The organism is Nonomuraea sp. NPDC005983 (assembly GCF_040614375.1).
GTDB lineage: Bacteria > Actinomycetota > Actinomycetes > Streptosporangiales > Streptosporangiaceae > Nonomuraea.
The window spans coordinates 18,436-44,779 of record NZ_JBEXUP010000015.1; the positions used below are offsets into that span (position 1 = coordinate 18,436).

A 26,344-nucleotide genomic window follows, 5' to 3' on the forward strand; every position below is an offset into this window, starting at 1 on the left:
ATGGGTGCTCCCCCCACACTCGCGCTCGCGAACGTCAGCAAGTCGTTCGGGGCCGTGCGGGCCCTGCGCCAGGTGTCGCTGGAGCTGTTCGCCGGCGAGGCGCACGCCCTGGCGGGGGAGAACGGCGCGGGCAAGTCCACCCTCGTCAAGACCCTCGCGGGGGTGCACCGGCCCGACAGCGGGCAGGTCCTGCTCGACGGCGGCCCGGTCGTCTTCGCCGGGCCCGCCGACGCCCAGCAGGCCGGCGTCGCCGTCATCTACCAGGAGCCGACGCTCTTCCCTGACCTGCCGGTCGCCGAGAACATCTTCATGGGCCGCCAGCCCCGCGCGAGCCTGGGCCGCATCGACCGCGCGGCCATGCGCGCCCAGACCCGCGAGCTGTTCGGACGACTCGGCGTCGCGCTCGACCCGGACCAGCCGGCGCGCGGCCTGTCGATCGCCGACCAGCAGCTCGTCGAGATCGCCAAGGCCCTCTCCCGCGACGCCCGCGTCCTGGTCATGGACGAGCCGACGGCCGCCCTGTCAGGCAACGAGGTCGCCCGGCTGTTCTCGGTGGTCGAGGCGCTGCGCGAGCACGGGTGCGCGATCCTGTTCATCTCGCACCGGCTGGACGAGATCTTCGCCCTGTGCCAGCGGGTCACCACCCTGCGCGACGGCGCGTGGATCGCCAGCGAGCCGGTCGCGGGGCTGACGCACGACGACCTGGTCCGCCGCATGGTGGGCCGCGACCTCGGCGCCCTCTACCCCAAGCAGGACACCACCCCCGGCGAGGTCGCCCTTCAGGTGGAGCGGCTGACCCGCGAGGGCGTCTTCACCGACGTCTCCTTCCAGGTGCGGCGCGGCGAGATCGTCGCGCTGGCCGGGCTGGTCGGGGCCGGGCGCAGCGAGGTCGTCAGGGCGATCTTCGGCATCGACCGCTGGGACGCCGGCTCCGTCCACGTGGACGGCGTGCGACTGCCTCCGGGCAGCCCCACGGCCGCGATGGGCGCCGGCCTGGCCCTCGTCCCGGAGGACCGCCGCCAGCAGGGGCTGGTCATGGAGCTGTCGATCGAGCGCAACATCGGCCTGACCGGGCTGCGCGCCCTGCGCAGGGGGCCGACGATCTCGCGGGCCGCCGAGCGCGACCGGGCCAGGGACTGGGCCGTGCGGCTGCGGCTCAAGTTCGCCAGGCTCAGCGACGGGGTCGGGGTGCTGTCGGGCGGCAACCAGCAGAAGGTCGTGCTGGCCAAGTGGCTGGCCACGGCGCCGTCCGTGCTGATCGTGGACGAGCCGACGCGCGGCATCGACGTCGGCACCAAGGCCGAGGTGCACCGGCTGCTGTCGGAGCTGGCCGGGCAGGGGATCGCCGTCCTGATGATCTCGTCCGACCTGCCCGAGGTGCTCGGCATGGCCGACCGGGTGCTGGTCATGCACGAGGGACGGTTGACGGCGGAGATCCCCCGCGCGGACGCGACCGAGGAGAGCGTGATGACCGCCGCCACGGGACGGGCCGCGTGAGCGCCCCCACGGCCCGCGCCGGGTCAGGCCCCGGACAGAAGGCAGGCCCTGCCGCGCGGCGAAGTGCTCGCGGCCTGGTCGACCTCGTGTTCCGGGCCCGCGAGCTGAGCCTGGTGGTCGCGCTGGCCGTGCTGGTCGCCGTGACCGCGGGAGTCAACGGCAACTTCCTGTCAGGCCAGGGCATCGAGGACATCCTGCTCAACACCGCCATCCTCGCGCTGCTGGCCGTCGGCCAGTCGATGGTGGTGATCACCCGCAACCTGGACCTGTCCGTCGGCTCCGTGGTCGGGCTGGTCGCGTTCGTGACGGGCGACCTGCTGGCGAGAGGCGGCGGCGTCGTGACCGGCGTGCTGCTCGGGGTGGCGATCGGCGCCGCCTGCGGCCTGCTCAACGGGCTGCTGGTCAGCTTCTGCCGGGTGCCGGCCCTGGTGGTCACGCTCGGCACGCTCTACGTGATCCAGGGCGTCGACCACTACATCGCCCACGGCCGCCAGATCAACGCGGTGGACCTGCCCCCGGCGCTGCTCGCGCTCGGCAACGGCAGCGTGCTCGGCCTGCCGTACCTGCCGCTGGTCACACTCGTGATCATGCTGGTGATCGGCTACTACCTGCGCTCCTACCCGAGCGGGCGGGAGTTCTACGCGATCGGCTCCAGCCCGGAGGCCGCCCGACTGGCGGGCGTCCCCGTGCGGCGCAGGGTCCTGGCCGGCTACCTGGTCAGCGGCTGCCTCGCCGGGCTGGCCGGGGTGCTCTGGCTGGCCAGGTTCGGCACGGTCGTCGCCGACTCCGCGCACGGCTGGGAGCTGCTCGTGGTCAGCGCCGTGGTGGTCGGCGGCGTCGCGATCACCGGCGGCGTCGGCAGCGTGTACGGGGCGGCGCTCGGCGCACTGCTGCTGACCACCATCGGCAGCGCGCTCGTGGTGCTGCGGGTCAACCCGTTCTGGCAGCAGGCCGTCACCGGGGCGCTGCTGCTGCTCGCGATCAGCGTCGACCGGGTGCTCGCCCTCAGGGTCGCCCGGCTGCTCAGGAACAGGAGCCGCCATGGCTAGGGTGCTGCGCTGGGACGTGCTGGTGGGCGCGCTGCTGGTCGCCGTCGTCGCCGTCGGCTCGCTCGCCTCGCCCAGCTTCGCCACGGCGGGGAACCTGTCGTTCGCGCTCGGCGACCTGGGCGAGATCGCGCTGATCGCGCTGGCCATGACGATGCTGGTGGTCGCCGCCGAGGTGGACCTGTCGGTCGCGTCCGTACTGGGGCTGTCGAGCGCGCTGGTCGGCGCGCTGTGGGACGGCGGTCTGCCGATCGAGACGATCATCCCGCTCGTCGTGGTCGTCGGAGCCGGGTGCGGGCTGGTGAACGGGCTGCTGGTGACCCGGCTCGGCCTGCCGTCGCTGGCCGTCACGATCGGCACCCTCGCCCTCTACCGCGGCCTGGCCTACGTCGTCCTCGGCGACCGGGCCGTGGCCCAGTTCCCGCCGTCGTACGTCTCTCTCGCAGTGGACGACGTGCCGGGCACGCCGATCCCGTACCCGATCGCGCTGTTCGCCCTGCTGGCCGCGATCGTCGGGGTGGTGCTGCACGCCACCGGCTTCGGCCGCGCGCTGTACGCCATCGGCGCGCAGCAGCAGGCCGCCTTCTTCGCCGGGATCCGCGTCAAGCGCGTCAAGCTCCTGCTGTTCGTGGTCTCCGGGACGGTCGCCGCCTTCGCCGGGATCGTCTTCACGCTCAGGTACGGCTCCGCCCGCGCCGACAACGGCGTGGGCATCGAACTGGCCGTGATCGCCGCCGTGCTGCTCGGCGGCGTCGACTTCGACGGTGGCAAGGGCACCCTCGGCGGCGTCATCGCCGGAGTGCTGCTCATCGGGCTGCTGCGGAACCTGCTGATGCTCGGCGACGTCTCGACCGAGATCCAGTCGATCGTCACCGGGCTGCTCCTCATCGTGTCGGTGCTCACCCCCCGCCTCGTCTCCCTGGTCAGGCCGGCCTTGAAAGGAACCTCATGATCCCGCTGCGTTCCACCCTCGCCTCCAGCCTCGCCTCTACCGGCGCCGCCGCGCTGCTCGCCCTGAGCCTGGCGGCCTGCGGGGGCACCACCAAGTCGTCCGTCACCTCGGCCCCCGCGCCGGCCCCCTTGAGCACCGCCTCGTCCTCGGCGGCCAAGGCCGATCCGAACGCCCCCATGAAGCAGGGGATCAAGCTGGCATTCCTCCCCAAGCAGATCAACAACCCCTACGAGACGATCGTCGACAACGCGGGCATCGAGGCGGCCAAGGAGTACCAGGGGGCGGCCAAGGAGGTCGGGCCGTCCGACGCTTCGGCGTCCTCGCAGATCTCCTACATCAACACGTTGACCCAGCAGGGCCACGACGCCATCCTCATCGCCGCCAACGACGCCAACGCCGTCTGCGGGCCGCTCCAGCAGGCCCGCGCCAAGGGCATCAAGATCGTCGCCTACGACTCCGACGCCTCCCCGCAGTGCCGCGACCTGTTCATCAACCAGGCCAGCTCGGAAGAGGTCGGGCGCAGCCAGGTCAAGCTGCTGTCGCAGCTGATCGGCGGCGAGGGCGAGATCGCCATCCTGTCGGCCACCGCGAACGCCACCAACCAGAACACCTGGATCACCTTCATGAAGGACGAGCTGACCAAACCCGAGTACAAGGACATGAAGCTGGTCAAGGTGGCCTACGGGGACGACGACGACCAGAAGTCCTTCACCCAGACGCAGGGCCTGCTGCAGGCCTATCCCGACCTGAAGGGCATCATCTCCCCGACCACGGTCGGCGTGTCGGCGGCGGCGCGCTACATCTCCGGCTCCAAGTACAAGGGCAAGGTCGTGCTCACCGGCCTGGGCACGCCCAACCAGATGCGGCAGTTCGTCAAGGACGGCACCGTCGAGAAGTTCGCCCTGTGGAACCCGAAGGACCTCGGCTATCTGGCCTCCTACGCGGCGGCGGCACTGGTCTCGGGGCAGATCACGGGCGCCGAGGGCGAGACGTTCAAGGCGGGCAAGCTCGGGGAGCGCACGATCGGCGAGAACGGCGAGATCATCCTCGGCCCCCCGTTCACCTTCGACGCCGCCAACATCGACCAGTTCGACTTCTGAGCAGAGAGGTTCCTGTGGAACGGGTGTGTTTCGTACTGAAAGTACGGCCCGAACGGATGGAGGAGTACCGGGAGCGCCACCGGCACGTCTGGCCCGAGATGCTCGACGCCCTCCAGAAGGCAGGGTGGCGCGACTACTCGCTCTTCCTCGCCGCCGACGGGCTGCTCGTCGGCTACCTGGAGGCCGACGACTTCGAGGCGGCGCAGGCGGCCATGGCCGCCACCGACGTGAACAGGCGCTGGCAGGCGGAGATGGCGGAGTTCTTCGAGCGGGGACGGCCCGACGAGGGGCTGGTCAGGCTGGCCGAAGTCTTCCATCTGGATGGAATCGGGGATAAATGATCAAGGATTTGTTGCGCCGGCAGCGCATCGAGACGCCGTCCTGGGCGTACGGGAACTCCGGCACGAGGTTCAAGGTGTTCGCCCAGCAGGGCGTGCCCCGCGACCCCTACGAGAAGCTGGCCGACGCCGCCCAGGTGCACCGGTACACCGGCGTCGCGCCGACCGTCGCGCTGCACATCCCGTGGGACCGGGTCGACTCCTACGCGGACCTGGCCAGGCACGCGGCCGAGCTCGGCGTGGGCATCGGGGCGATCAACAGCAACGTGTTCCAGGACGACGACTACAAGCTCGGCAGCGTCACGCATCCGGACCCGGCCGTCCGCCGCAAGGCGCTCGGCCACCTGCTGGAGTGCGTGGACATCATGGACCAGACCGGGTCCGACACCCTCAAACTGTGGTTCTCCGACGGCACCAACTACCCCGGCCAGGATGACCTGCGCGCCCGCCAGGACCGCCTCGCCGAAGCCCTGGCGAGCGTGTACGAGCGGCTCGGCGACGGCCAGCGGTTCCTGCTGGAGTACAAGCTGTTCGAGCCCGCCTTCTACATGACCGACCTGCCCGACTGGGGAAGCGCCTACGCCCACTGCCTGAAGCTGGGCCCCAAGGCGCAGGTCGTCGTCGACACCGGCCACCACGCGCCCGGCACCAACATCGAGTTCATCGTGGCGTTCCTGCTGCGGGAGGGCAAGCTCGGCGGGTTCGACTTCAACTCGCGCTTCTACGCCGACGACGACCTCATGGTGGGCGCCGCCGACCCGTTCCAGCTCTTCCGGATCATGTTCGAGGTCATCGGCGGCGGCGGGTTCACCGACGAGACCGCGTTCATGCTCGACCAGTGCCACAACATCGAGCCCAAGATCCCCGGCCAGATCCGCTCGGTGATGAACGTCCAGGAGGCCACTGCCAAGGCGCTGCTCGTGGACCGCGACGCGCTCGCCGCCGCCCAGCGGGCGGGCGACGTGCTCGGCGCGAACGCCGTCCTCATGGACGCCTACAACACCGACGTCCGGCCGCTGCTCGCGGAGCTGCGGCAGGAGATGGGCCTCGCGCCCGACCCGATGGCCGCCTACGCCCGGTCCGGATACTCCGAGAAGATCGTCGCCGACCGCGTGGGCGGCGCCCAGGCAGGCTGGGGGGCCTGATGCACGACAACGACGCCGTGAGAGACCTGCTCGGACGGGCGCACGCCCTCGGCGCGGACCCGCGCAACACCAACTACGCGGGCGGCAACGCCTCCGCCAAGGCGAGCGCGCCCGATCCGGTGACGGGCGGGGACGTCGAGCTGATGTGGGTGAAGGGCTCGGGCGGCGACCTCGGCACGCTCACCGCCGCCGGCCTGGCCGTGCTGCGGCTCGACCGGGTCAGGGCGCTGACCGAGGTCTACCCCGGCGTGGAGCGCGAGGACGAGATGGTCGCCGCGTTCGACTACTGCCTGCACGGCAAGGGCGGCGCCGCGCCGTCCATCGACACCGCCATGCACGCCCTGGTCGACGCCCCCCACGTGGACCATCTGCACCCCGACTCGGGCATCGCGCTGGCCACGGCCGCCGACGGGCCCGCGCTCACCGAGCAGATCTTCGGCGATCGGGTCGTCTGGGTGCCGTGGCGGCGTCCCGGCTTCCAGCTGGGCCTGGACATCGCCGCGATCAAGGCGGACAACCCGCAGGCCATCGGCTGCGTCCTGGGCGGCCACGGCATCACCGCCTGGGGCGCGACCAGCGCGGAGTGCGAGGCCAACTCCCTGGAGATCATCCGGACGGCGGAGCGGCACATCGCCGAGCACGGCCGTCCCGAGCCGTTCGGCCCGGTGGTCCACGAGCCGCTGCCCGCGGGCGAGCGCCGCCTGCGCGCCGCCGCGCTGTTCCCCGTGATCAGGGGGCTGGCGAGCACGGACGCCCGCCAGGTCGGCCACTACACCGACACGCCCGAGGTGCTCGACTTCCTGGCCCGCGCCGAGCACCCCCGCCTGGCCGCGCTCGGCACCTCCTGCCCCGACCACTTCCTGCGCACCAAGGTCGCGCCGCTCGTCGTCGACCTGCCGCCGGACGCGCCGCTCGACGACGTCCTGGTGCGGCTGCGCGAGCTGCACGCCCGCTACCGCGAGGACTACGCCGCCTACTACCGGCGCCACGCCACCGACGGCTCACCCGCGATGCGCGGCGCGGACCCGGCCGTCGTGCTGGTGCCCGGGGTCGGCATGTTCAGCTTCGGCAAGGACAAGCAGACCGCCAGGGTCGCCGGCGAGTTCTACGTCAACGCGATCAACGTGATGCGCGGGGCCGAGGCCCTGTCCAGCTACCAGCCGATCGACGAGGCGGAGAAGTTCCGCATCGAGTACTGGGAGCTGGAGGAGGCCAAGCTGCGCCGCATGCCCGCCCCCAGGCCGCTCGCCGGGCGCGTGGCCCTGGTGACGGGGGCCGGCTCGGGCATCGGCGCGGCGACCGCCAGGCGGCTGGCCGCCGAGGGCGCCTGCGTGGTGCTCGCCGACCGCGATCTCGCCTCCGCCGAGAAGGTCGCCGAGAAGGTCGCCGCCGAGCTCGCCTCGGCCGCGCACCGGACGTCCGACGTGGCCGTGGCGGTGCAGGTGGACGTGACGTCCGAGGAGCAGGTGGCCGAGGCGGTGCGGCAGGCGGTGCTCGCGTTCGGCGGCGTCGACCTGGTGGTGAACAACGCCGGGCTGTCGCTGTCGCGCACGCTCCTGGAGACCACGCTGGACGACTGGAACCTCCAGCACGACGTGATGGCCAGGGGCTCGTTCCTCGTCTCCCGCGAAGCCGCCCGAGTCCTGATAAGTCAGGCGATGGGGGGTGACATCGTGTACATCTCCTCGAAGAACGCGGTGTTCGCCGGGCCGAACAACGTCGCCTACGGCGCGGCCAAGGCCGACCAGGCGCACCAGGTGCGGCTGCTCGCGGCCGAACTGGGCGAGTACGGCATCCGCGTGAACGGCGTCAACCCCGACGGCGTGGTCCGCGGCTCGGGGATCTTCGCCTCCGGCTGGGGCGCCAACCGCGCGGCCGTGTACGGAGTGGAGGAGGAGCAGCTCGGCGCCTTCTATGCGCAGCGCACCCTGCTCAAGCGGGAGGTGCTGCCGGAGCACGTGGCCGCCGCGGTGTTCGCGCTGACGGGCGGCGACCTGTCGCTGACCACCGGCCTGCACGTCCCGGTGGACGCCGGGGTGGCCGCCGCCTTCCTGCGCTGACCCGCCACCCAGGGCCGGCGGCGTCCCCCGGCCGACTCCGATGACCGGGGGCGGCGGCCCCCGTAGGTGATTCCCGGACCCGGGCGGCGCCGCCCCCGGGACCGGGACGCACCGTGTTGCCCAGTGTTGCCCCGTGTTGCCCCGCCTTGACGGCGGGGATCCGATGTTCAAGGAGTTTCGATGACGCTCGAACGGATCACCACGCCACGCACCAGGGTCGGGCTCGTCGCGGGCGGGCTGGGCGCGTACTGGCCGCAGTTCCCCGACCTGCTGCCGCAGCTCCAGCGCTCCTCAGCGCGCGTGAGCGAACGGATGCGCGCCCTCGGCTGCGAAGTGGTGGACGCGGGCTTCGTCTCCGACGCGCAGGAGGGCGCGGCGGCGGCGGAGCGGCTGCGCGAGGCCGGATGCGACCTGATCGTCGGCTTTCTCACCACCTACATGACCGCGACCATGCTGCTCCCGGTCGCCCAGCGCACCGGCGCCCCGGTGCTGCTGATCAACCTGCAGCCGTCGGAGTCGATGGACCACGACACGTTCGACACCGGCCAGTGGCTCGCCTACTGCGGCGCCTGTCCGCTGCCGGAGATGGCCAACACCTTCACCAGGGCCGGGATCCCGTTCAGGTCCGTGTCCGGCTACCTGGAGGACGAGCGCGCCTGGACCCGGATCGAGAGGTGGGTGAAGGCGGCGGGCGTGCGGGCCGCGCTGCGCAGAGGGCGGCACGGCCTGATGGGACACCTCTACCCGGGCATGCTCGACGTCTCCACCGACCTGACGCTGGTGCCGGTCAACTTCGGCGGGCACGTCGAGGTGCTGGAGTTCGACGACCTGCGCGTCCGGGTGGAGGACGTCACCGACACCGAGGTCAAGGAGCGGACGGAGCTGGCGCGCGAGGTGTTCGACCTGGCTGACACCGTCGTCGCCGAGGACCTCGCCTGGGCCGCGCGGGTCTCGGCCGGGCTGGACCGGCTGGTGGCCGACTTCCGGCTCGACAGCCTCGCCTACTATCACCGGGGCCTCGACGGCGAGATCCACGAGCGGCTGGGCGCGGGCATGATCCTCGGCTCGTCGCTGCTCACCGCGCGGGGCGTCCCGGCAGCGGGCGAGTACGAGCTGCGCACCTCGCTGGCCATGATGATCATGGACAGGCTCGGCGGCGGCGGCTCCTTCACCGAACTCCAGGCGCTGGACTTCCTGCGCGGCCACGTCGAGATGGGCCACGACGGCCCCGCCCACCTGGCCATCAGCTCGCGCAGGCCGCTGCTGCGCGGCCTCGGCGTCTTCCACGGCAAGCGCGGCTGGGGTGTGTCGGTCGAGTTCGACGTCACGCACGGCCCCGTCACGGCGTTCGGGCTGCTCCAGCGGCGCGACGGCCGCTTCGGCTTCGTCGTCTCGGAGGGCGTGACCGTGCCGGGGCCGCACCTCAAGATCGGCAACACCACGTCCCGGGTGGACTTCGGGCGCGACCCCGGCGAGTGGACCGACGCCTGGAGCGCCACCGGCATCTCCCACCACTGGGCCCTGGGCACCGGCCACCGCGCCGCCGAGCTGCGCGCGGTGGCCGACCTCATGGACGTGGAGGTGGTCGAGGTGTGATCGGCGGCGATCAGCCCTTCTCGCCGCCCTCGGTGGCGCCGCGGATGAAGAAGCGCTGGAAGATGACGAAGATGACCGCGACCGGGACGGTCGCGAGCAGAGCCGCGCCGAGCTTCAGCGGGTACTGGGTGCCTCCGCCCAGCGACCCGCTGACCAGGTCCGCCAGCCCGCGGGGAAGGGTGAACAGGCTCGGATCCTGCACCGCCACCAGCGTGTGCGGGAACTCGTTCCACGACCCCTGGAACGACAGGATCGTCAGCGTGATCAGCGCCGGCCTGGCCATCGGCAGCACCACCGACCAGAACGTGCGGAACGGGCCCGCGCCGTCGATCCGAGCCGCCTCCTCCACCGAGACCGGGATCGACTCGAAGAACTGCTTCATGATGAACACCCCGGCCGCGTCCGCGATCAGCGGCAGCATCAGCGCCAGGTAGCTGTCGTACATGCCGAGCTGGTTCAGCACCAGGAACTTCGGAATGAACAGCACCACACCCGGCACCGCCAGCACCGCGACGACCGCGGCGAACAGCGTCCTGCGCCCGCGGAAGCGGAGCCTGGCCAGGGCGTACCCGGCCATGGAGTCCAGGAACACCCGCCCGAGCGTCACCACGACCGTCATCAGCAGCGAGTTGCCCAACCAGATCGGCAACCCCGTCTCGAGGAAGACCCGCTCGAACCCCGCCAGCGTCGCCGGATGCGGGATGGGGGAGAGCGGGTTGGCTGCGGCGTCAGGATCGGTCTTGAACGCGTTCGCGACCTGGATGACGAACGGGTAGACGAACACCAGGGCGAAGAAGATCAGAATCGCGTACCCGGTGAACGCGCTGGCGAGTCTGCGCACGTCAGCCCCTCCTTTCCCGCATGACCCAGCGCTGGAAGAGCGTCAGCAGCACGATGATGAGGAACAGGACGAACGAGATCGCCGTCCCCGCGCCGTAGTCGAAGTCGCGGAACGCCGTCCGGTAGGACAGGAACGCCGGAGTGAGCGTGGTCTTGGCGGGATTGCCCTGGCTCATCACGTAGACCTGGTCGAACACCTGCCACGACCCGATCAGGCCCAGCGTCAGCACGAGGAACATCGTCGGCTTGAGCATCGGCAGCGTCACGTACCTGAAGCGCTGCCACCGCCGCGCCCCGTCCAGCGTCGCGGCCTCCTCCAGCGCCACCGGAATGTCCTGCAGCGCCGCGAGGAACATCAGCATGAACGTGCCGGAGGTGGTCCAGACGACCAGCGCGATGATCGCGCACATCGCCACGCTCGGCCCCGACAGCCACTCCCACCACGACAGCCCGAAAGGCCCGTCACCGGCCAGCGCCGCCGGCGGGTCGTCGATCCCGAGCAGCACGTGGATGATCCCGCGCGGGTCCGAGAACCACTGCGGCCCCTGGATGCCGAACATCGCGAGCAGCTGGTTCACCGCGCCCGAGTTGCTGAAGATGAACAGGAACACCACGCTGATCGCCACCGAGCTGGTGACCGACGGGAAGTAGAACGCGGTCCTGAACAACGACTTGCCCTTCAGCAGCCGGCTGTTCACCACCAGCGCCAGCCCCAGCGCGAGCACCGTCTGCAACGGGACGACCAGCGCCACGTAGTAGAAGTTGTTCCTGATGCTGATCATGAAGTTCTCCCGCGCCAGGTCGTCGCGGGTGAACAGGCGGCTGTAGTTGTCGAGCCCGGCGAACGGCACGCCGCTCTTGAACGGGCTGCCCTGCCCGTTCCACGACGTCAGGCTGACCCACATCGCCATCAGGATCGGCAGCAGCATGAACACGCCGAGGATCACCACCACGGGCGCCACGAACAGCCAGCCCGTCAGGCCCTCCCCACCGCGTCGCGGCGTCGCGGCGGGGCCGCCGCCCCGCCGGCGCGGGCGCGTCATCGAACGCATTATTCGCCCAGGGCCGACTGCGTGTTCTTCTGCAGCCTGGCCAGGATCGTCTTCGGGTCCTTCGAGGCGAGCTGCTGGAGCTGCGCGTCGAAGTCGGACAGGACGCTGTCCATCTTGGCGGCGTTGACCGGCCCCTGCGCGTAGTCGGCGCCGTTGACGAACGCCGTGTCGCCGGGGAACTCCTTGACGTAGCCGTCCTTGGCCGACTGGCGCGACGGCATCACGCCGAACGCCTTGGCGAAGGTCAGCTGCTGGTCAGCCTTGGTCATCGCCTCGACGAAGCTGATCGCCGCCGCCTTGTTGGCGCTCTTGGCCGCGATGCCCCAGCAGTTCGTGAACGACAGCGTGCCCTTCTTGGCCCCGGCGGGCAGCTCGTGCACCGAGTACTTGAGGTCCGGGTGGTCGGCCTTGAGCGCGCCCTTGATCCAGTTGCCCTCGATCGTCATCGCGGCCTTGCCCTCGCCGAACGCCGCGCCCGACCAGTCGGCGCCCAGCTGCTTCGGGGACTGCGCCAGCTTCTCCTTGACCAGCTTCTGCACGTACTCCAGGGCCTGGAGGTTCTCCGGGCTGTCGGCGGTGGCCTTCGTGCCGTCCGGGCTGGTGATCCAGCCGCCGGCCTGGACCATGAACGCGCCCATCCTGTCGCGGGTGTCGCCGAGGGCGAGCGGCGTGATCCCCTTCGCCTTCAGCTTCTCGGCCGCGGACGTGAGCTGCTCCCAGGTCGTCGGGATCTCGGCGCCCGCCTTCTTCCACAGGTCGTCGTTGACGATCAGCGCCAGCGTGGAGAAGTCCTTGGGAGCGCAGTAGAACTTGCCGTCGCGGGTGAACGTGGTGCGCAGGCTGGGGTAGAAGTCGTCCGGGTTGGAGATCTTGTCCGCGTACGGCTCCAGGGCTCCGACGCTCGCGTAGTCGGCGAAGCGGGCCGCGTCCACGTAGAAGACGTCGGGCGGGGTGCCACCCGCGAACGCCTGGCCGAGCTGCTGGTGGATGTCCTGGGCCGGGGTCACCTCGGCCTGGTTGCCGCTCGACTTCGCCCACGCCTCGGCGGCCTGCTTCACAGCCGCGGTCTCGGAGTCGCCGGAGGAGGCGATGAGGACCCGCAGCGAGACGGGCCCGCTGCTCTGGGGGGCGGCCGAGGGCTTGTCCTCGAAGCCGCTGCCGCACGCGGTGGCGGCGAGGGCCAGGACGCTCAGTGCCGCGAGGGGGAGGTGTTTCATCGGGGTGTTCCTTTCAGTGTGGACTCAAGCTGGACGCGGGGCCGGACTCATGCCCGACTCACGCTGAGCGCCGGATGACGAGAGAGGGTTCGAGCAGCACGTGCTCCGGCGTCCGCGAGGCGCCGGAGCCGGGAAGCCCGGAGTTGGGCAGCCCGGAGTCGAGAAGCGCCGTCAGCACGCCGACGCACCGGGCCGCGGCCTCCGCCAGCGGCTGGCTCAGGCTGGTCAGCCCGACGGCGCCCGCCACGGGCGTGTCGTCGAAGCCGATCACCGGCACGTCCCCGGCCTGCAGGGCGCCGAGCGCCACGGAGTCGCTGACGCAGACGAGCGCGGTCGCGCCGGCCGCGATCAGTTCCCGCGCGGCGGCCTCCCCGCCGGAGGCCGACCCGTCGGTCCGCCGCTCCAGCGGCTCCGGACGGTCGCCCCGCGCTACCAGGGTCCTGGCCCAGCCGCCCCGGCGGTCCTCGCCGACGCCGGAGCCCTCGGGCCAGCCGATGAAGCCGATCCGGCGGTGGCCGGCGTCGAGCAGGTGGCGGGTGGCGGCGGCGGTGCCCGCCGCGCCGTCCACGTCCACCCAGGGGTGCGCGCCGCCGTCCGGGGTGCCCCACGGGCGGCCGAAGGTCACGAACGCCAGCCCGTGCTCGGCCAGCCAGGACGTGCGCACGTCGCCGAAGTGGGTGCTGGTCAGCACGAACGCGTCCGGCTCGTACGCCCCCAGCAGGTCGTCGAAGGTGCCGATCTCGGACCGGTCGTCGTCGGCGGTGTAGAGGATGACCCGGTACCCGGCCCTGGCAGCCGACTCGGTCAGCCCATGCAGGAACCGGTCGAAGACGTTCATACCGTCCTGGGTGGACTCGATCCGTACGGCGAGCAGCCGCGACCTGCCGGTGCGCATCCGGCGCGCGGCCTGGTTCACCCGGTACCCCAGCTCCTCGACCGCGCGCAGCACCCGATCGCGCGTCTCCTCGCGCACCATCTCAGGGGTGTTCAGCACGTTCGAGACCGTCTGCCGGGACACGCTGGCGTGCCGCGCGACATCGGCGATCGTCACCTTTTCGGCCACAAATCCTCTTAAATCGGTTTGATCGTTCAAATCGCAGTATGGCAGGATTGGATCGTTCAAGTAAACGGAGCGTTAGGCACTATTCACCGTGCAAGTTCCGCCTGTCAAGATTCGGGGGCCGCTCGTGCTCGACCACGACACGCATCGCCTGCAACCGCTGCTGCACGACCTGGTCAGCACCGTGCTGGCACCGACGACCGCGCTCAGCGGCACGGACGGCCAGATCAGGCCCGCCGGCGTGCAGGGCCTGTTCCACGCGGACTCGCGTGCGCTGTCACAGGCCAGGCTCACGATCGACGGCAGAGAGCCGGAGGCGGTCAGCCACGCCACGCGGACCGCCGGGCACACCCGCTTCGTGTCACTGGCCCGCTGGCTCGGCGACCGGATCGCCGACCCCACGGTGCGGGTCGACCGCGTCCGCGAGGTCACCCCCGGGCGCCTGTCGGAGAGCGTGGAGATCGCCTCCACGGCCACCGTCCCGGTCACGGCCACCGTGACGCTGGACGTGAGCTGCGACTTCGCCCCGATCGAGGTGGTGAAGTCCGGGCGCACCGCCCCGCCCGCCGAGGCGTCCAAGGCTGGAGACGGCGCGCTGGCGTGGAGCTCGGGCCCGATCAGCGTGCTCGTGACGGGCACAGATGCGACGGGCACAGGCGCGACGGGCACGGACGCCGTGGCGGACCTCACCGACGACGGCGGACGGCTCACCTGGGAGGTCGCGCTGGCCCCTGGAGAGCGCGTCACGCTGCGATGGCTGGCCGTCGTGGACGACCCCGCCGCCGCGGTCGCCGCGCCCGCACGCCCGCTGGAGTGGAGCGTGCCGCAGGTCGAGGCCGACGACGCGCGGCTGGTGCGGCTCGCCGAACGCTCCCTGGAGGACCTGCGCTCCCTCCGCCTGACCGAGACCGGCGACCCGGAGGAGACGTTCCTCGGGGCCGGGGTGCCCTGGTTCCTGACCCTGTTCGGACGCGACAGCCTCTGGGCCGCCCGGATGACCCTGCCCCTCGGCACCGAACTGGCCGCGAGCACCCTCCGGGTGCTGGCCAAACGGCAGGGCAAGGGGTTCGACCCCGACTCGGGAGAGGCGCCCGGGAAGATCATGCACGAGCTGCGGCGGCACGACTTCGCCAGCGACGGGATGAACCTGCCCGCCGCCTACTACGGGACGATCGACGCCACCCCGCTCTGGATCAGCCTGCTGCACGACGCCTGGCGTTGGGGGCTGCCGGAGTCCGAGATCGAGCCGCTGCTTCCGGCGCTGGAAGCGGCGCTCGGCTGGCTGGGCGAGCATGCCGACCCCGACGGCGACGGCTTCCTGGAGTACATCGACACCTCCGGCCGCGGGCTGGCCAACCAGGGGTGGAAGGACTCCGGCGACGCCGTCCGCTTCCGCGACGGGCGGCAGGCGGAGCCGCCGATCGCGCTGGCCGAGGTCCAGGGGTACGCCTACGCCGCCGCCCGGCAGGGCGCCGCGCTGCTGGAGGCGTTCGGACGCGACGGGGCCGGGCGGTGGCTGGAGTACGCCGCGGGCATGGCCACCCGCTTCCGCGACCGCTTCTGGGTCGACGGCGGCTACCCGGCGCTCGCGCTCGACGGCGACAAGCGTCCCGTCGACTCGCTGACCAGCAACATCGGGCACCTCCTCGGCACCGGCCTGCTGTCCGCGGCGGAGGAGGCCAGGGTGGCCGAGCTGCTCGGCGGGCCCGCCATGTCCGGGGCCTTCGGGCTGCGGACCATGTCCACGGACGACCGCGCCTTCAGCCCGCTGTCGTACCACTGCGGGTCCGTCTGGTCCCACGACACGGCCATCGTCATGGCGGGCCTGGCAGGAGCCGGGCACGGCGGCCCGGCCGGCGATCTGGCGCACGGGCTGCTGGCGGCGGGGGAGGCGTTCGACTACCGGCTGCCTGAACTGCACGGGGGCGACAGCAGGGAGACGGTCGGCAAGGCGGTGCCGTACCCGGCGGCGTGCCGGCCGCAGGCCTGGTCGGCCGCCGCCGCCGTGACGCTCCTTCAGGTGGCGGTGGGGCTCTACCCCGACGTCCCGAACGGCACGGTCGCGCTGCGCCCGCTGGCGGGCGCGCCACTGGGAGCGGTGACCGTCCGGGGGTTCAGGGTGGCGGGCGCGGACGTGACCGTCTCCGTCGACCGCTCAGGCACGGCCGAACTGACGGGCCTGCCCGCCGGCCTCACCCTGGACCTGCCCGCCTGACGGCACCTCGCCGGGCCGTGCACCGGCACGGCCCGGCCTGCCCTGAGCTTCCCGCGGCAGCCTACTTCTTGATCGTGTAGCTGTCGCCGTACACCTTCCAGGTCAGCGGCGGGTCGAGGTCGAGGTTGCCCTGCTTGAGGAAGACCCGCTGCTCGGTGTCGACGCGGCTGGTGTCCTCGTGCGCCTCCTCGGCCTTCATCGCGGCCTTGCGGGCGTCCAGGAACGCGTTCAGATACTTCGTCTCGTCGCCGCCCTGCGCCGGGGGCTTGGCCTTGGCCAGGGCGCTCTTCCTGATGCCGCCGAAGCTCAGCTTGTCGGTGCCGGGGCCGTGCATGACGATCGCGTCGTAGTAGGCGAACTGGCCGAGCGCGCGCAGCCCGTCCTGCTTGGCCTGGCTGACGGCGGGGTTGAAGTAGACGCGGTCGCGCTCGTCGTTCTGCGCCTGCTGGAAGGCGGGGTCCTTGGCGGCGGTCTTCCAGTCCTTGGTGAAGTCGGGGTCGAGGCCCTTGTGGGAGTCGCTGCCGTTGACCTTGCGCAGCGCGGGCAGGTACTTCGCCAGCACGTTGTCGGGCTTGCGGTCGGTGTAGAGCTGGACGAGCTCCAGCATGTCGCCGGTGCCCGAGCAGAAGCCGATGATCCCGGCGGTGTAGCCGCGGCCGTCGTCGATGTCCTCGATGTAGCCGTACTGGGCCTTCCAGTTGAGGGAGGAGTTCTCCGCGCTGGACACCAGCTGCATCGCGATGTCCTTCTTGTGCGGGTCGGTGAGGTCGACCGGAGCGCTGAGGCTCAGGGCGAGGAGGGGGACGAGAGCGATCTGCAGCACGTGACTCTCCTGTGAGGGGGATTCGTTAGGAAAGATTCCTAACGAACCATACTCACAGGAGTCAACAGATGGGGCGGATGTTGTGAAATTTGGGCCCCCCGTGTCAAGAAGGCCGGGCCCCTTGGGGTGGCCGTCACGGGCGGAGGGCCCAAGCCGGGCCTCTCAGGAGGACTGTCATGGGCGGAGGGCCGCCAGCTGCTGCTCGAACGGGACGACCTCGTCCGCCTGCTCGCGGGCCGGGGCCCGGCGCAGCATGAGGTCGGCCAGTTCCTCCGAGGCGCGCGCGATCCGCTCGGACAACCCGTCGGTGAAGGCGTCGCCGCCACCGCCCCAGTCCTCCGACGCCGCGTACACCGCGGTCGGCGCGACCACGGCCCGCAGGTAGGCGAAGAGCGGGCGCAGCGCGTGCTCCAGCGCGAGCGAGTGCCTGGCCGTGCCGCCGGTGGCGGCGATCAGCACGGGCTTGCCCGCCAGCGCCGTGGTGTCCAGGACGTCGAAGAACGACTTGAACAGGCCGCTGTAGGACGCGGTGAACACCGGCGTGACCGCGACGAGCCCGTCGGCCTCGGTGACCGCCTCGATCGCCTCGCGCAGCCTGCCGTTCGCGAACCCGGTCACGAAGTTGTTGGCGATGTCCACGGCGAGTTCGCGCAGCTCGATCACGCGGACGTCCGCGGCGCCGTCGAGCCGCCGCCCGGTCGCCTCCGCGAGGCGGTCGGCGAGCAGGCGGGTCGAGGACGGCTGTGTAAGTCCCGCCGTGACGACGACGAGTTTCATCGGATCTCCTTCCGGTCGGGGGCCGGGCTTGGGGCGGCCCCCAGTCGTTCACACCGGGTGTGCCGGCGTCCGCGCCGGGCGGCCGCCCGGTGGTCAGGCGGCCGGCTCGGACGCGTGGGCCGCCAGCAGCGACGCGTGGCTCGGCGCGTCGGGCACCTCGGCGGGACGGTTCTTGGCGAACTCCGCGCGGAGCACCGGGACGACCTCCTCGCCGAGGATGTCGAGCTGCTCCAGCACGGTCTTCAGCGGCAGGCCCGCGTGGTCCATCAGGAACAGCTGGCGCTGGTAGTCGCCGAAGTACTCGCGGAACTGCAGGGTCCTGTCGATGACCTGCTGCGGGCTGCCGACCGTGAGCGGCGTCTCCTCGGTGAACTCCTCCAGGGACGGGCCGTGCCCGTACACGGGCGCGTTGTCGAAGTACGGCCGGAACTCGCGGACGGCGTCCTGGGAGTTCTTGCGCATGAACACCTGCCCGCCCAGCCCGACGACGGCCTGCTCGGGCGTCCCGTGGCCGTAGTGGGCGTAACGCTGCCGATACAGGTTGATCAGCCGGATGAAGTGCTCCTTCGGCCAGAAGATGTTGTTGGCGAAGAAGCCGTCGCCGTAGTAGGCGGCCTGCTCGGCGATCTCCGGGCTGCGGATCGAGCCGTGCCACACGAACGGCGGCACCCCGTCGAGCGGGCGCGGCGTCGAGGTGAACCCCTGCAGCGGCGAGCGGAAGCGGCCCTCCCAGTCGACGACGTCCTCGCGCCAGAGCCGGTTCAGCAGCGCGTAGTTCTCGATGGCCAGCGGGATGCCCTGGCGGATGTCCTGCCCGAACCACGGGTAGACCGGGCCGGTGTTACCTCTGCCGAGCATGAGGTCCACCCGCCCGTCGGCCAGGTGCTGGAGCATCGCGAAGTCCTCGGCGATCTTGACCGGGTCGTTGGTCGTGATCAGCGTGGTGGCCGTGGAGAGCGTGATGCGCTCGGTCCTGGCCGCGATGTAGCCGAGCAAGGTCGTCGGCGACGAGGGGACGAACGGCGGGTTGTGGTGCTCGCCGGTGGCGAACACGTCCAGCCCGACTTCCTCCGCCTTGAGTGCGATGCGGACCATCGCCTTGATCCGCTCGTGCTCGGTTGGAGTCCTGCCGGTGGTCGGGTCCATGGTCACGTCGCCGACGCTGAAGATTCCGAACTGCACTTAGTCACCGCCCTTGACTGTTGAAACTTTGACAGTTGCCCTAAGCGTCGTGTCGCTCCCAGATATTCCGGGCGCCGGGACCGGTCGGGCTCCCCCCTTCTCGGGCCCGCTTCTGCCGGAGATGCTACTCACCGCTCAACGCGCGGATTGGCGCGGCCAGGGGCGGTTTCAGGCGCACCGTACACCATCGCTGACTTTAGGTTTTCGGCTGATTACTCTGAGTGACTGATCGGGTTGTGAACGGCAGCCCAGCGTCTAGGAGGAACCATCATGCGACGCCTCACCATGGCACTCGCGGCCCTGTCGGCGGCCGGGACGCTCGCCATCACCCTCCCCGGCTCCGCCTTCGCCGCGGACGGCGTCCTGTTCATCAACGGGCGGAGGTTCATAGATCCCAGCGGCTGCATCAATGTCCCCAGCCTCGACGGGGTGCGCATCCTGAACGGAACGAACGAGGCCGCCTTCGTCTTCGAGGGCATCAACTGCATGGGAGACGTCATCGCCGCCGTCGAGCAGGGTGACGCGGCGTTCGTCGAAGCTGGAGCCAGCGTTTTCATCCGATAGTTCGCTTCGGGCCGGGGTGCGGCCGGGAATGTACTCCGGCCGCACTCGCCCCTTCAGGCGACGAAAAAGCCCCAGACGCCCGGCAAGAGCCGGGAGCTGGGGCGTCAACGCGTGGTGGACGATACTGGGATTGAACCAGTGACCTCTTCCGTGTCAGGGAAGCGCTCTCCCGCTGAGCTAATCGTCCTTGGAGGTGGAGACGGGATTTGAACCCGTGTAGACGGCTTTGCAGGCCGCTGCCTCGCCTCTCGGCCACTCCACCGAGTCGAAGCTCCGAGCGGAAGACGGGATTCGAACCCGCGACCCTCACCTTGGCAAGGTGATGCTCTACCACTGAGCCACTTCCGCATCGCCGCCGCGGCTGCGGCGACGAGAGAACTCTAGCGAATCCTGGCCGAGTCCCCAAACCGGAGCCGATCGGGAGGGGCGATCAGCTGTCGCCGAGCGTTTGGCCGCCGTTCACGGTCCCCAGGCCTCTGGACGCGCCGGTGACCGGCGCCGCACCTTTCACCGCCGCCATCCGAGCCTCCTCGACAGGCCGCCAGCGGACGCGAGGCCCCCGGATGGCCCCCGTTGGCCCCTCGATGCTTCGCCCCGGGTCGAAGTGTCCGTGCGTTAGCGTCGAGGTATGGCTGTGGAACACCTCGCGCACGACGCCGACATCGCCCCCGTTGCGGCGCTGATCGCCGAGCCCGCCAGGGCCGCGATGCTGACCGCGCTGCTCGACGGGCGGGCGCTGGCCGCCGGGGAGCTGGCGAGGATGGCGGGCGTGAGCGCCGCCACCGCCAGCGCCCACCTGGCCAGGCTGCTCGACGGGCGGCTCGTGGACGTCGTCCGGCAGGGCCGCCACCGTTACTACCGGCTCGCCGGGCACGAGATCGCCGAGGTCCTGGAGGTGATGGCGAGGATCAGCGCCCGCCCGCCCGTCCGGTCGCTGCGGCAGTCACGGCAGGCGCGGCGGCTGGAGGAGGCCCGCACCTGCTATGACCACCTGGCGGGACGGGCCGGGGTGGCGCTGCTCGACCAGCTCAGGCAGGGCGGCTGCCTGCTCGGCCAGGAGGTCACCGAGGCGGGGGAGCGGCTGCTCGGCGGCCTGGGCGTGGACGTCGAAGCGGCCCGCGCGGCCAGGCGGCGCTTCGCCCCCGAGTGCCTGGACTGGACCGAGCGCCGCGCCCACCTCGGCGGCGCGCTCGGAGCCGCGATCACCGCCGCGCTGTTCGATCGCGGCTGGTACCGGAGAGAGGCCGTGCCCCGTGCGGTGACCCTGACGGAGGCGGGCAGGGAGGGGCTGGCGGCACTGTTCTCCGGTAAGGAGCTAACATCGCATACGCCGGTTACCTAAGCGAGAGAGTCCATCATGCGCGACAACGGAGTCGTGAACGTCGGTCCGGAGCCGTTGACCTTCGGCGACGTCATCCGAGTGGCCCGTCACGGAGCCCCCGTCCAGCTCAGTGACGACGCGATGGCCGCGATCTCGGCCGCGCGCCAGCGGGTCGACGAACTGGCGGAGAGCCCGGTGCCCGCCTACGGCGTGTCCACCGGGTTCGGAGCGCTCGCCACCCGCCACATCGACCCGGCGCTGCGCGCGCAGCTCCAGCGCTCGCTGGTGCGCTCGCACGCGGCCGGAAGCGGCCCCGAGATCGAGACCGAGGTCGTGCGGGCGCTCATGCTGCTGCGCCTGCACACGCTCGCGACCGGGCACACCGGCATCAGGCCGACCACCGCCAAGACGCTCGCCGCGCTGATCAGCGCGGGGATCACCCCGGTCGTCCACGAGTTCGGCAGCCTCGGCTGCTCGGGCGACCTGGCGCCGCTGGCGCACGTCGCGCTGGTGCTCATGGGCGAGGGCGTCGTACGCGACAGGGCCGGAAACCTCACCTCCGCGGCCGAGGCGCTCAAGCAGGCCGGCATCGAGCCCGTCGAGCTGGCCGCCAAGGAGGGGCTCGCGCTCATCAACGGCACCGACGGCATGCTGGGCATGCTCATCCTCGCCCTCGACGACCTGACCAGGCTGCTCAGGACTGCCGACGTGAGCGCCGCGATGAGCGTGGAGGCGCTGCTCGGCACCGACGCGGTGTTCGCCCCCGAGCTCCAGGCGCTGCGCCCGCAGCCCGGCCAGGCCCTGGCCGCGGCGAACATGGTGCGGATCCTCGCCGAGTCGCCGATCATGGCCAGCCACCGCGACCCCAACGCCTGCACCCGCGTCCAGGACGCCTACTCGCTGCGCTGCGCCCCGCAGGTGGCGGGCGCGGCGCGCGACACGGTCGCGCACGCCGCGAACGTCGCCACCTGGGAGCTGGCCAGCGCCGTCGACAACCCCGCCGTCCTCGCCGACGGCCGGGTCGAGTCGAACGGCAACTTCCACGGCGCCCCGATCGCCTACGTGCTGGACTTCCTGGCGATCGTCGCCGCCGACGTGGCCTCGATGTCCGAGCGCCGCACCGACCGCTTCCTGGACGTCGCCCGCAACCACGGCCTGCCCGCCTTCCTGGCCGACGACCCCGGCGTGGACTCCGGCCACATGATCGCCCAGTACACGCAGGCGGCCGTCGTCTCGGAGATGAAGCGGCTGGCCGTCCCCGCGAGCGTCGACTCCATCCCCAGCTCGGCGATGCAGGAGGACCACGTCTCGATGGGCTGGTCGGCCGCCCGCAAGCTGCGCAGGTCGGTCGACGGGCTGACCAGGGTGCTGGCCGTCGAGGTGCTCACCGCCGCCCGCGCCCTCGACCTGCGCGCACCGCTCAGGCCCGCCCCCGCCACGGCCGCCGTGGTGGCCGCGCTGAGGGAGACCATCCCCGGCCCCGGCCCCGACCGGTTCCTGGCTCCGGAGATCGAGGCGGCCGTCCGCCTGGTGGCCGACGGTGCTGTGGTGGCCGCCGCCGAGTCCGTGACGGGCCCGCTGGCCTGAGGTCAGCGGAGGGCGGCGATCACGTCGACCTCCAGCAGCAGGCCGGGCATGAACAGCTTCGACACCTCCACGGTCGTGCTCGCCGGCGGCGTGCCCGTCAGGTACTTCCTGCGGACCTGTCCGTACTCGAAGCGCAGGTCCATGTCCGTGAGGTAGGTCCGGATGAAGGCGATGTCCTCGAACGTCGCCCCCTGGTCGGCCAGGACGCGTGACAGGCACTGGAAGACGTGCTCGGCCTGCTCCGTCATCGACCCCTCGCCGACCAGGTTCCCCTGCTCGTCGAAGGCCGCCTGCCCGGAGACGTAGAGCATGTCGCCGACCCGCACGGCGTGCGAGTAGAAGCCGTTGGTCGCGGGCACGGTCGCGGGGTTGACCGGGACGGTCCGCCGTCCGGGGGCTCCAGAGACGTGCCCGGCAGTGGCGGTCAGGGGGGCGGTCAGGACGGCGGTCAGGTCGCGCCCGCCCAGCCCGGCCGCCTCGGCCTGCTGCAGGCGCTTCCTGGCGGCCGTGGCCAGCGACGCGCCGTCCCAGGCGGCCAGCCCCAGGTCCTTGGCCGCCAGTGACAGCGAGTAACGGGTCTCCGCGGACGGTTCCCGCAGGCGCTCCGCCAGCCCGCCGAGCGGCGTCCCCGACAGCACGTCGATCAGCGCGTCCCGGTCGACGCCGTGCTTCTGCCCGTACGCGAACGTCTCGGTGAGCAGCACCTGCGCGGGCACGAGCGCGCTCATCACGGCGAGCTTCATCGCCGCGCCCGCCCCCAGCGGCCCCAGTTCGCGCACTGTGCCGAACACCGACAGCACGTCGCGGCAGCCCGACACGTCCCCTCCGGCGAGTACGGTCAGCGTGCCCTCGGCCGCGGGGCCGACGCTGCCCAGCACCGGCGCGTCCACCAGCCCGACCGAGGTGGGCAGCAGCGCGCGCAGCTCGCGCACCGCCTCCGGCCCGATCGTGGACATCTCCACCACCGTCGCGCCGGGCCGCAGCCCGGGCAGCGCGGCCGTCAGCACCTCGCGAACCGCCGCCGGGTCGCTCAGCATGGTGATGACGAGGTCCGCCCCGTCAACCGCCTCCGCCACGGGAACGCCGCCGCGCCGCCACGTCGTGACCTTGTGCCCGATCGTGTGCTCGGCCTCGACGAGCCGCCGGGCCATTGGGACGCCCATACGTCCCTGTCCGAGAAAAGCAATCATGTCCTTAGTGAACCGATATGCGAGGCATTCCACCACCGACTAGATTGCATACCAGCCATGACTGACGTGAATGCCTTCGACACCGGCGCGCTCCGCCTCTTCGACGAGGTCGCCAGGAGCGGCTCCTTCACCGCCGCCGCCGAGCTGCTCGGCTACACCCAGTCGGCCGTCTCCCGGCGCGTCGCCGCCCTCGAACGCGCGGCCGGAGGGCCGCTCTTCGAGCGGCTCGCCCGAGGGGTACGGCTGACGCCGGCGGGTGCGGCGCTGCACCGGCACGCCGTCACCGTGCTCGACCGGCTCGACCGGGCGGGCGAGGAACTGGCCGCGATCCACGGCGGCAGCGGTGGCACGCTGCGCGTGGGCGCGTTCGCCACCGCCAACGTCGACCTCGTCCCCGCCACGCTGAAGGCGTTCGCGCACCGCCGGCCCCGCGTCGAGCTGCGGCTGGTCGAGGGGCTCACCCCGCGGCTGATGGAGCGGCTGCGCGCGGGCAGGCTGGACGTCGCGGTGATCAGCGACTACCCGGCCGGGCTGCCCGCGGAGGACGGCCAGGTCCTGCCGCTGCGCGAGGACAGGCTGCTGGTCGCGCTGCCCCGCGCGCACCGCCTGGCCGGCGCGGACAGCGTCGACCTGCGCGACCTGCGCGAGGAGACGTGGATCGAGGCGGCTCCGCGCGGCCGGCCGACGCTGCTCGTCACCGCCTGCGCCGCCGCCGGGTTCACGCCGCGCAGCGGGCTCCGGGTGGCCGAATGGTCGGGGAAGTTCGGGTTCGTCGCCGCCGGGCTCGGGGTGACGCTCGTGCCGGAGCTGGCGGCCCGGGCCGTTCCGCCCGATCTGGTGCTGCGCCCGCTGCGGGGGCTCGCGCCCGCGCGGAAGGTCTACGCGGCGCTGCCGGAGACCCCGCTTCCCGCCGCGCTCGAGTTCGTCCGGCTCCTGGGAGAATGGCAGACGTGTACGACGGTTTCGCCCACATAGGTCACGTCCTCGCCACGGGGGTGCGCGATCTGACGACCGATCTCGCCGCCCTCGACGGCGAAGGCTGGTGGGCGGTGGTGGTCGACTACGAGGGCAAGGTGACGTGCGCCCGCTTCGACCGCGTACGGCCGGCTCCGCTGCCCCGTCCGGCCGCCGCCTGGCGCGGGCCGCACCCCGGCCAGTGGCGCAGCTCGCTCGACCGTGACGCCTACGAGCACGGTGTGCGGGCCATCCGCGACTACATCGAGCAGGGCGAGGTCTACCAGGCGAACCTGTGCCGCGTGCTGAGCGCGCCCGTGGCGCACGACGCCGACCCTCTCGCGCTGGCCGCCAGGCTCGCGGCCGGCAACCCGGCGCCGCACGCCGCCGTCATCCACGTGCCCGGCCTCAGCGTGGTGTCGGCCTCGCCCGAGCTGTACCTGTCACGCGACGGCGACGTCGTGGAGTCCAGGCCGATCAAGGGCACCGGCGTGACCGCCGGCGACCTGCTGGAGAAGGACTACGCCGAGAACGTCATGATCGTGGACCTGGTCCGCAACGACCTCGGCAGGGTCGCGGCCGTCGGGTCCGTCGAGGTGCCGTCGCTGTGCGCGGTCGAGGAGCATCCCGGGCTGGTCCACCTCGTCTCGACGGTCCGGGCCAGGCTCGAACCGGGCAACGGCTGGCCGGAGCTGTTCGCGGCGACGTTTCCGCCCGGCTCCGTCACCGGCGCGCCCAAGTCGTCAGCGCTGCGCATCATCAATGAGCTCGAACCGGTGCCCCGGGGGCCGTACTGTGGGGCTGTGGGCTGGGTCGACGCCGACCGTCGCAGGGCGGCGCTGGCCGTGGGCATCCGCACGTTCTGGATCTCCGCCGGTGAGATCCGGTTCGGCACGGGCGCGGGCATCACCTGGGGGAGTGACCCCGGGCGGGAGTGGCTCGAGACCGAGTTGAAGGCGTCCAGACTCATCGCACTGGCATCCACAGGAGGAGACACATGAACATCCCTGTCTGGGTCAACGGGGAACTGATCGACCCGTCGATGGCCACCGTCTCGGTGTTCGACCACGGGCTGATGGTCGGCGACGGCGTGTTCGAGACGATCAAGATCGTGAACGGCGAGTCGTTCGCGCTCACCCGCCACCTCGACCGGCTCAAGCTGTCGGCCCAGCGCATGGACCTGCCCGAGCCCGACGTCGACGCCATCGCAGAAGGTGTCGCCAAGTGCCTGGCGGTCGCCCCTGACTGGTCGCTCGGCCGCATCCGCATCACCTACACCAGCGGCCCGGGCCCCCTCGGCTCCGACCGCGGGAACCAGGGCACCACCTCCGTCGTGATCGTCGACGAGCAGAAGCCGTTCCCCGGCACCGCGAACGTCACCGTCGTCCCCTGGCCGCGCAACGAGCGCGGCGCGCTGTCGGGCGTCAAGAGCACCTCGTACGGCGACAACGCCAAGGCGCTCGCCTACGCCAAGGCGCGCGGCGGCGGCGAGGCGATCTTCGGCAACCTCGCGGGCAACCTGTGCGAGGGCACCGGCTCCAACATCTTCATCGTCCGCGACGGCCGCCTGCTCACCCCGACGCTGGAGGCCGGGCCGCTGGCGGGCGTCACCAGGGCGCTCGTCCTGGAGTGGTGCGGCGGCGACGAGGTCGACGTGCCGCTGTCGGCCCTGTACGAGGCCGAAGAGGCGTTCCTCACGTCCACCACCCGCGACATCCAGCCGATCAAGCTCGTCGACCAGACCGAGCTGCCGGTCGCCCCAGGCCCGATCACCGCCAAGGCCATGCGTGTCTTCGCCGAGCGTGCCGCGGCCGACCTGAACCCCTGA

At 71.5% G+C, this 26,344-nt stretch carries 23 protein-coding genes and 3 tRNA genes; 15 read left to right on the forward strand and 11 right to left on the reverse strand.

The window, feature by feature from the left end:
• The 8 genes from ABZ297_RS09925 (at position 1) to ABZ297_RS09960 (ending at position 9,734) form a co-directional block, all read left to right on the forward strand.
• Positions 1 to 1,497 carry a sugar ABC transporter ATP-binding protein gene (locus tag ABZ297_RS09925; RefSeq protein WP_355342298.1) on the forward strand — a complete coding sequence of 499 codons (1,497 nt, stop codon included), beginning with the start codon at positions 1 to 3 and terminating at the stop codon, positions 1,495 to 1,497.
• A complete protein-coding gene (locus ABZ297_RS09930) occupies positions 1,494 to 2,546 on the forward strand; it encodes an ABC transporter permease (protein WP_355342301.1) in 1,053 nt (350 codons plus the stop codon). The genes ABZ297_RS09925 and ABZ297_RS09930 overlap by 4 nt, the downstream gene beginning before the upstream one ends.
• The gene (locus ABZ297_RS09935; protein ID WP_355342304.1) at positions 2,539 to 3,495 is read left to right on the forward strand and encodes an ABC transporter permease; all 957 of its coding nucleotides are present in this window, start codon (positions 2,539 to 2,541) and stop codon (positions 3,493 to 3,495) included. Before ABZ297_RS09930 ends, ABZ297_RS09935 begins: the two co-directional genes overlap by 8 nt.
• Positions 3,492 to 4,595 carry a rhamnose ABC transporter substrate-binding protein gene (rhaS, locus tag ABZ297_RS09940; RefSeq protein WP_355342308.1) on the forward strand — a complete coding sequence of 368 codons (1,104 nt, stop codon included), beginning with the start codon at positions 3,492 to 3,494 and terminating at the stop codon, positions 4,593 to 4,595. The genes ABZ297_RS09935 and rhaS overlap by 4 nt, the downstream gene beginning before the upstream one ends.
• A gap of 14 nt (positions 4,596 to 4,609) precedes the next feature.
• On the forward strand, positions 4,610 to 4,936 hold the full coding sequence (locus ABZ297_RS09945) for an L-rhamnose mutarotase (protein ID WP_355342311.1): 327 nt from the start codon (positions 4,610 to 4,612) through the stop codon (positions 4,934 to 4,936).
• Complete coding sequence (gene rhaI, locus ABZ297_RS09950; RefSeq protein WP_355342314.1) at positions 4,933 to 6,078, forward strand: L-rhamnose isomerase; 1,146 nt, start codon at positions 4,933 to 4,935, stop codon at positions 6,076 to 6,078. Before ABZ297_RS09945 ends, rhaI begins: the two co-directional genes overlap by 4 nt.
• Complete coding sequence (locus ABZ297_RS09955; RefSeq protein ID WP_355342317.1) at positions 6,078 to 8,138, forward strand: bifunctional aldolase/short-chain dehydrogenase; 2,061 nt, start codon at positions 6,078 to 6,080, stop codon at positions 8,136 to 8,138. The genes rhaI and ABZ297_RS09955 overlap by 1 nt, the downstream gene beginning before the upstream one ends.
• A 180-nt stretch (positions 8,139 to 8,318) precedes the next feature.
• The gene (locus ABZ297_RS09960; protein WP_355342320.1) at positions 8,319 to 9,734 is read left to right on the forward strand and encodes an L-fucose/L-arabinose isomerase family protein; all 1,416 of its coding nucleotides are present in this window, start codon (positions 8,319 to 8,321) and stop codon (positions 9,732 to 9,734) included.
• Between the two features lie 10 nt (positions 9,735 to 9,744).
• Here the strand turns inward: ABZ297_RS09960 and ABZ297_RS09965 are convergent, their stop codons facing one another.
• Genes ABZ297_RS09965 through ABZ297_RS09980 form a run of 4 tightly spaced genes read right to left on the reverse strand, consistent with a single transcriptional unit; the run spans position 9,745 to position 13,906 of the window.
• On the reverse strand, positions 9,745 to 10,575 hold the full coding sequence (locus tag ABZ297_RS09965) for a carbohydrate ABC transporter permease (RefSeq protein ID WP_355342323.1): 831 nt from the start codon (positions 10,573 to 10,575) through the stop codon (positions 9,745 to 9,747).
• Position 10,576: 1 nt separating this feature from the next.
• Positions 10,577 to 11,617 (reverse strand): sugar ABC transporter permease, encoded by a 1,041-nt coding sequence (locus tag ABZ297_RS09970; RefSeq protein ID WP_355342326.1) that lies wholly within the window; start codon positions 11,615 to 11,617, stop codon positions 10,577 to 10,579.
• Positions 11,618 to 11,625: 8 nt separating this feature from the next.
• Entirely contained in the window at positions 11,626 to 12,843 is a 1,218-nt protein-coding gene (locus ABZ297_RS09975) for an extracellular solute-binding protein (protein WP_355342329.1), read from the reverse strand.
• A gap of 58 nt (positions 12,844 to 12,901) precedes the next feature.
• Positions 12,902 to 13,906 carry a LacI family DNA-binding transcriptional regulator gene (locus ABZ297_RS09980; protein WP_355342332.1) on the reverse strand — a complete coding sequence of 335 codons (1,005 nt, stop codon included), beginning with the start codon at positions 13,904 to 13,906 and terminating at the stop codon, positions 12,902 to 12,904.
• 88 nt (positions 13,907 to 13,994) lie between these two features.
• On the opposite strand from ABZ297_RS09980, the gene ABZ297_RS09985 reads away from it, so the two are divergent.
• On the forward strand, positions 13,995 to 16,118 hold the full coding sequence (locus ABZ297_RS09985) for a glycogen debranching N-terminal domain-containing protein (protein ID WP_355342335.1): 2,124 nt from the start codon (positions 13,995 to 13,997) through the stop codon (positions 16,116 to 16,118).
• A gap of 61 nt (positions 16,119 to 16,179) precedes the next feature.
• Here ABZ297_RS09985 and ABZ297_RS09990 read toward each other — a convergent pair whose 3' ends face one another.
• The 3 genes from ABZ297_RS09990 to ABZ297_RS10000 all read right to left on the reverse strand — a co-directional run bounded on the left by ABZ297_RS09990 (position 16,180) and on the right by ABZ297_RS10000 (position 18,900).
• Positions 16,180 to 16,941 carry a chitosanase gene (locus tag ABZ297_RS09990; RefSeq protein WP_355342338.1) on the reverse strand — a complete coding sequence of 254 codons (762 nt, stop codon included), beginning with the start codon at positions 16,939 to 16,941 and terminating at the stop codon, positions 16,180 to 16,182.
• A gap of 174 nt (positions 16,942 to 17,115) precedes the next feature.
• The gene (locus tag ABZ297_RS09995) at positions 17,116 to 17,718 is read right to left on the reverse strand and encodes an FMN reductase (RefSeq protein WP_355342341.1); all 603 of its coding nucleotides are present in this window, start codon (positions 17,716 to 17,718) and stop codon (positions 17,116 to 17,118) included.
• A gap of 93 nt (positions 17,719 to 17,811) precedes the next feature.
• Complete coding sequence (locus ABZ297_RS10000) at positions 17,812 to 18,900, reverse strand: LLM class flavin-dependent oxidoreductase (protein ID WP_355342344.1); 1,089 nt, start codon at positions 18,898 to 18,900, stop codon at positions 17,812 to 17,814.
• Positions 18,901 to 19,170: 270 nt separating this feature from the next.
• On the opposite strand from ABZ297_RS10000, the gene ABZ297_RS10005 reads away from it, so the two are divergent.
• On the forward strand, positions 19,171 to 19,464 hold the full coding sequence (locus ABZ297_RS10005) for a hypothetical protein (RefSeq protein ID WP_355342347.1): 294 nt from the start codon (positions 19,171 to 19,173) through the stop codon (positions 19,462 to 19,464).
• A 112-nt stretch (positions 19,465 to 19,576) separates the two neighbouring features.
• Here the strand turns inward: ABZ297_RS10005 and ABZ297_RS10010 are convergent.
• The 3 genes from ABZ297_RS10010 to ABZ297_RS10020 all read right to left on the reverse strand — a co-directional run bounded on the left by ABZ297_RS10010 (position 19,577) and on the right by ABZ297_RS10020 (position 19,812).
• Positions 19,577 to 19,651 (reverse strand) — tRNA-Val (locus ABZ297_RS10010).
• A 1-nt stretch (position 19,652) separates the two neighbouring features.
• A tRNA-Cys gene (locus ABZ297_RS10015) sits at positions 19,653 to 19,726 on the reverse strand.
• 14 nt (positions 19,727 to 19,740) lie between these two features.
• Positions 19,741 to 19,812 (reverse strand) — tRNA-Gly (locus ABZ297_RS10020).
• A 280-nt stretch (positions 19,813 to 20,092) separates the two neighbouring features.
• Here ABZ297_RS10020 and ABZ297_RS10025 point away from each other — a divergent pair.
• Positions 20,093 to 20,806, forward strand: coding sequence for a helix-turn-helix domain-containing protein (locus tag ABZ297_RS10025; protein WP_355342350.1), 714 nt, complete (start codon positions 20,093 to 20,095; stop codon positions 20,804 to 20,806).
• A 15-nt stretch (positions 20,807 to 20,821) separates the two neighbouring features.
• Complete coding sequence (gene hutH, locus ABZ297_RS10030; protein ID WP_355342353.1) at positions 20,822 to 22,372, forward strand: histidine ammonia-lyase; 1,551 nt, start codon at positions 20,822 to 20,824, stop codon at positions 22,370 to 22,372.
• Between the two features lie 2 nt (positions 22,373 to 22,374).
• Here the strand turns inward: hutH and ABZ297_RS10035 are convergent, their stop codons facing one another.
• Entirely contained in the window at positions 22,375 to 23,562 is a 1,188-nt protein-coding gene (locus ABZ297_RS10035) for a Rid family hydrolase (RefSeq protein ID WP_355342356.1), read from the reverse strand.
• 57 nt (positions 23,563 to 23,619) lie between these two features.
• Here ABZ297_RS10035 and ABZ297_RS10040 point away from each other — a divergent pair, with 57 nt between their 5' ends.
• The 3 genes from ABZ297_RS10040 to ABZ297_RS10050 are packed head-to-tail and all read left to right on the forward strand — an operon-like array spanning position 23,620 to position 26,344.
• Complete coding sequence (locus ABZ297_RS10040; protein ID WP_355342359.1) at positions 23,620 to 24,537, forward strand: LysR family transcriptional regulator; 918 nt, start codon at positions 23,620 to 23,622, stop codon at positions 24,535 to 24,537.
• Complete coding sequence (locus ABZ297_RS10045; protein WP_355342362.1) at positions 24,504 to 25,517, forward strand: chorismate-binding protein; 1,014 nt, start codon at positions 24,504 to 24,506, stop codon at positions 25,515 to 25,517. Before ABZ297_RS10040 ends, ABZ297_RS10045 begins: the two co-directional genes overlap by 34 nt.
• Positions 25,514 to 26,344, forward strand: a complete 831-nt coding sequence (locus tag ABZ297_RS10050) for an aminotransferase class IV (protein WP_355342365.1) — start codon at positions 25,514 to 25,516, stop codon at positions 26,342 to 26,344. Before ABZ297_RS10045 ends, ABZ297_RS10050 begins: the two co-directional genes overlap by 4 nt.

Coding starts and splice junctions, on each gene's coding strand:
- ABZ297_RS09995 (WP_355342341.1), bottom strand. CDS start 17,718: ATGAAACTCGTCGTCGTCACGGCGGGACTTACACAGCCGTCCTCGACC.
- ABZ297_RS09970 (WP_355342326.1), bottom strand. CDS start 11,617: ATGACGCGCCCGCGCCGGCGGGGCGGCGGCCCCGCCGCGACGCCGCGA.
- rhaS (WP_355342308.1), top strand. CDS start 3,492: ATGATCCCGCTGCGTTCCACCCTCGCCTCCAGCCTCGCCTCTACCGGC.
- ABZ297_RS10035 (WP_355342356.1), bottom strand. CDS start 23,562: ATGATTGCTTTTCTCGGACAGGGACGTATGGGCGTCCCAATGGCCCGG.
- ABZ297_RS10050 (WP_355342365.1), top strand. CDS start 25,514: ATGAACATCCCTGTCTGGGTCAACGGGGAACTGATCGACCCGTCGATG.
- ABZ297_RS09925 (WP_355342298.1), top strand. CDS start 1: ATGGGTGCTCCCCCCACACTCGCGCTCGCGAACGTCAGCAAGTCGTTC.
- ABZ297_RS10005 (WP_355342347.1), top strand. CDS start 19,171: ATGCGACGCCTCACCATGGCACTCGCGGCCCTGTCGGCGGCCGGGACG.
- ABZ297_RS09975 (WP_355342329.1), bottom strand. CDS start 12,843: ATGAAACACCTCCCCCTCGCGGCACTGAGCGTCCTGGCCCTCGCCGCC.
- ABZ297_RS10025 (WP_355342350.1), top strand. CDS start 20,093: ATGGCTGTGGAACACCTCGCGCACGACGCCGACATCGCCCCCGTTGCG.
- ABZ297_RS09935 (WP_355342304.1), top strand. CDS start 2,539: ATGGCTAGGGTGCTGCGCTGGGACGTGCTGGTGGGCGCGCTGCTGGTC.
- hutH (WP_355342353.1), top strand. CDS start 20,822: ATGCGCGACAACGGAGTCGTGAACGTCGGTCCGGAGCCGTTGACCTTC.
- ABZ297_RS09955 (WP_355342317.1), top strand. CDS start 6,078: ATGCACGACAACGACGCCGTGAGAGACCTGCTCGGACGGGCGCACGCC.
- ABZ297_RS10040 (WP_355342359.1), top strand. CDS start 23,620: ATGACTGACGTGAATGCCTTCGACACCGGCGCGCTCCGCCTCTTCGAC.
- ABZ297_RS09960 (WP_355342320.1), top strand. CDS start 8,319: ATGACGCTCGAACGGATCACCACGCCACGCACCAGGGTCGGGCTCGTC.
- rhaI (WP_355342314.1), top strand. CDS start 4,933: ATGATCAAGGATTTGTTGCGCCGGCAGCGCATCGAGACGCCGTCCTGG.
- ABZ297_RS10045 (WP_355342362.1), top strand. CDS start 24,504: ATGGCAGACGTGTACGACGGTTTCGCCCACATAGGTCACGTCCTCGCC.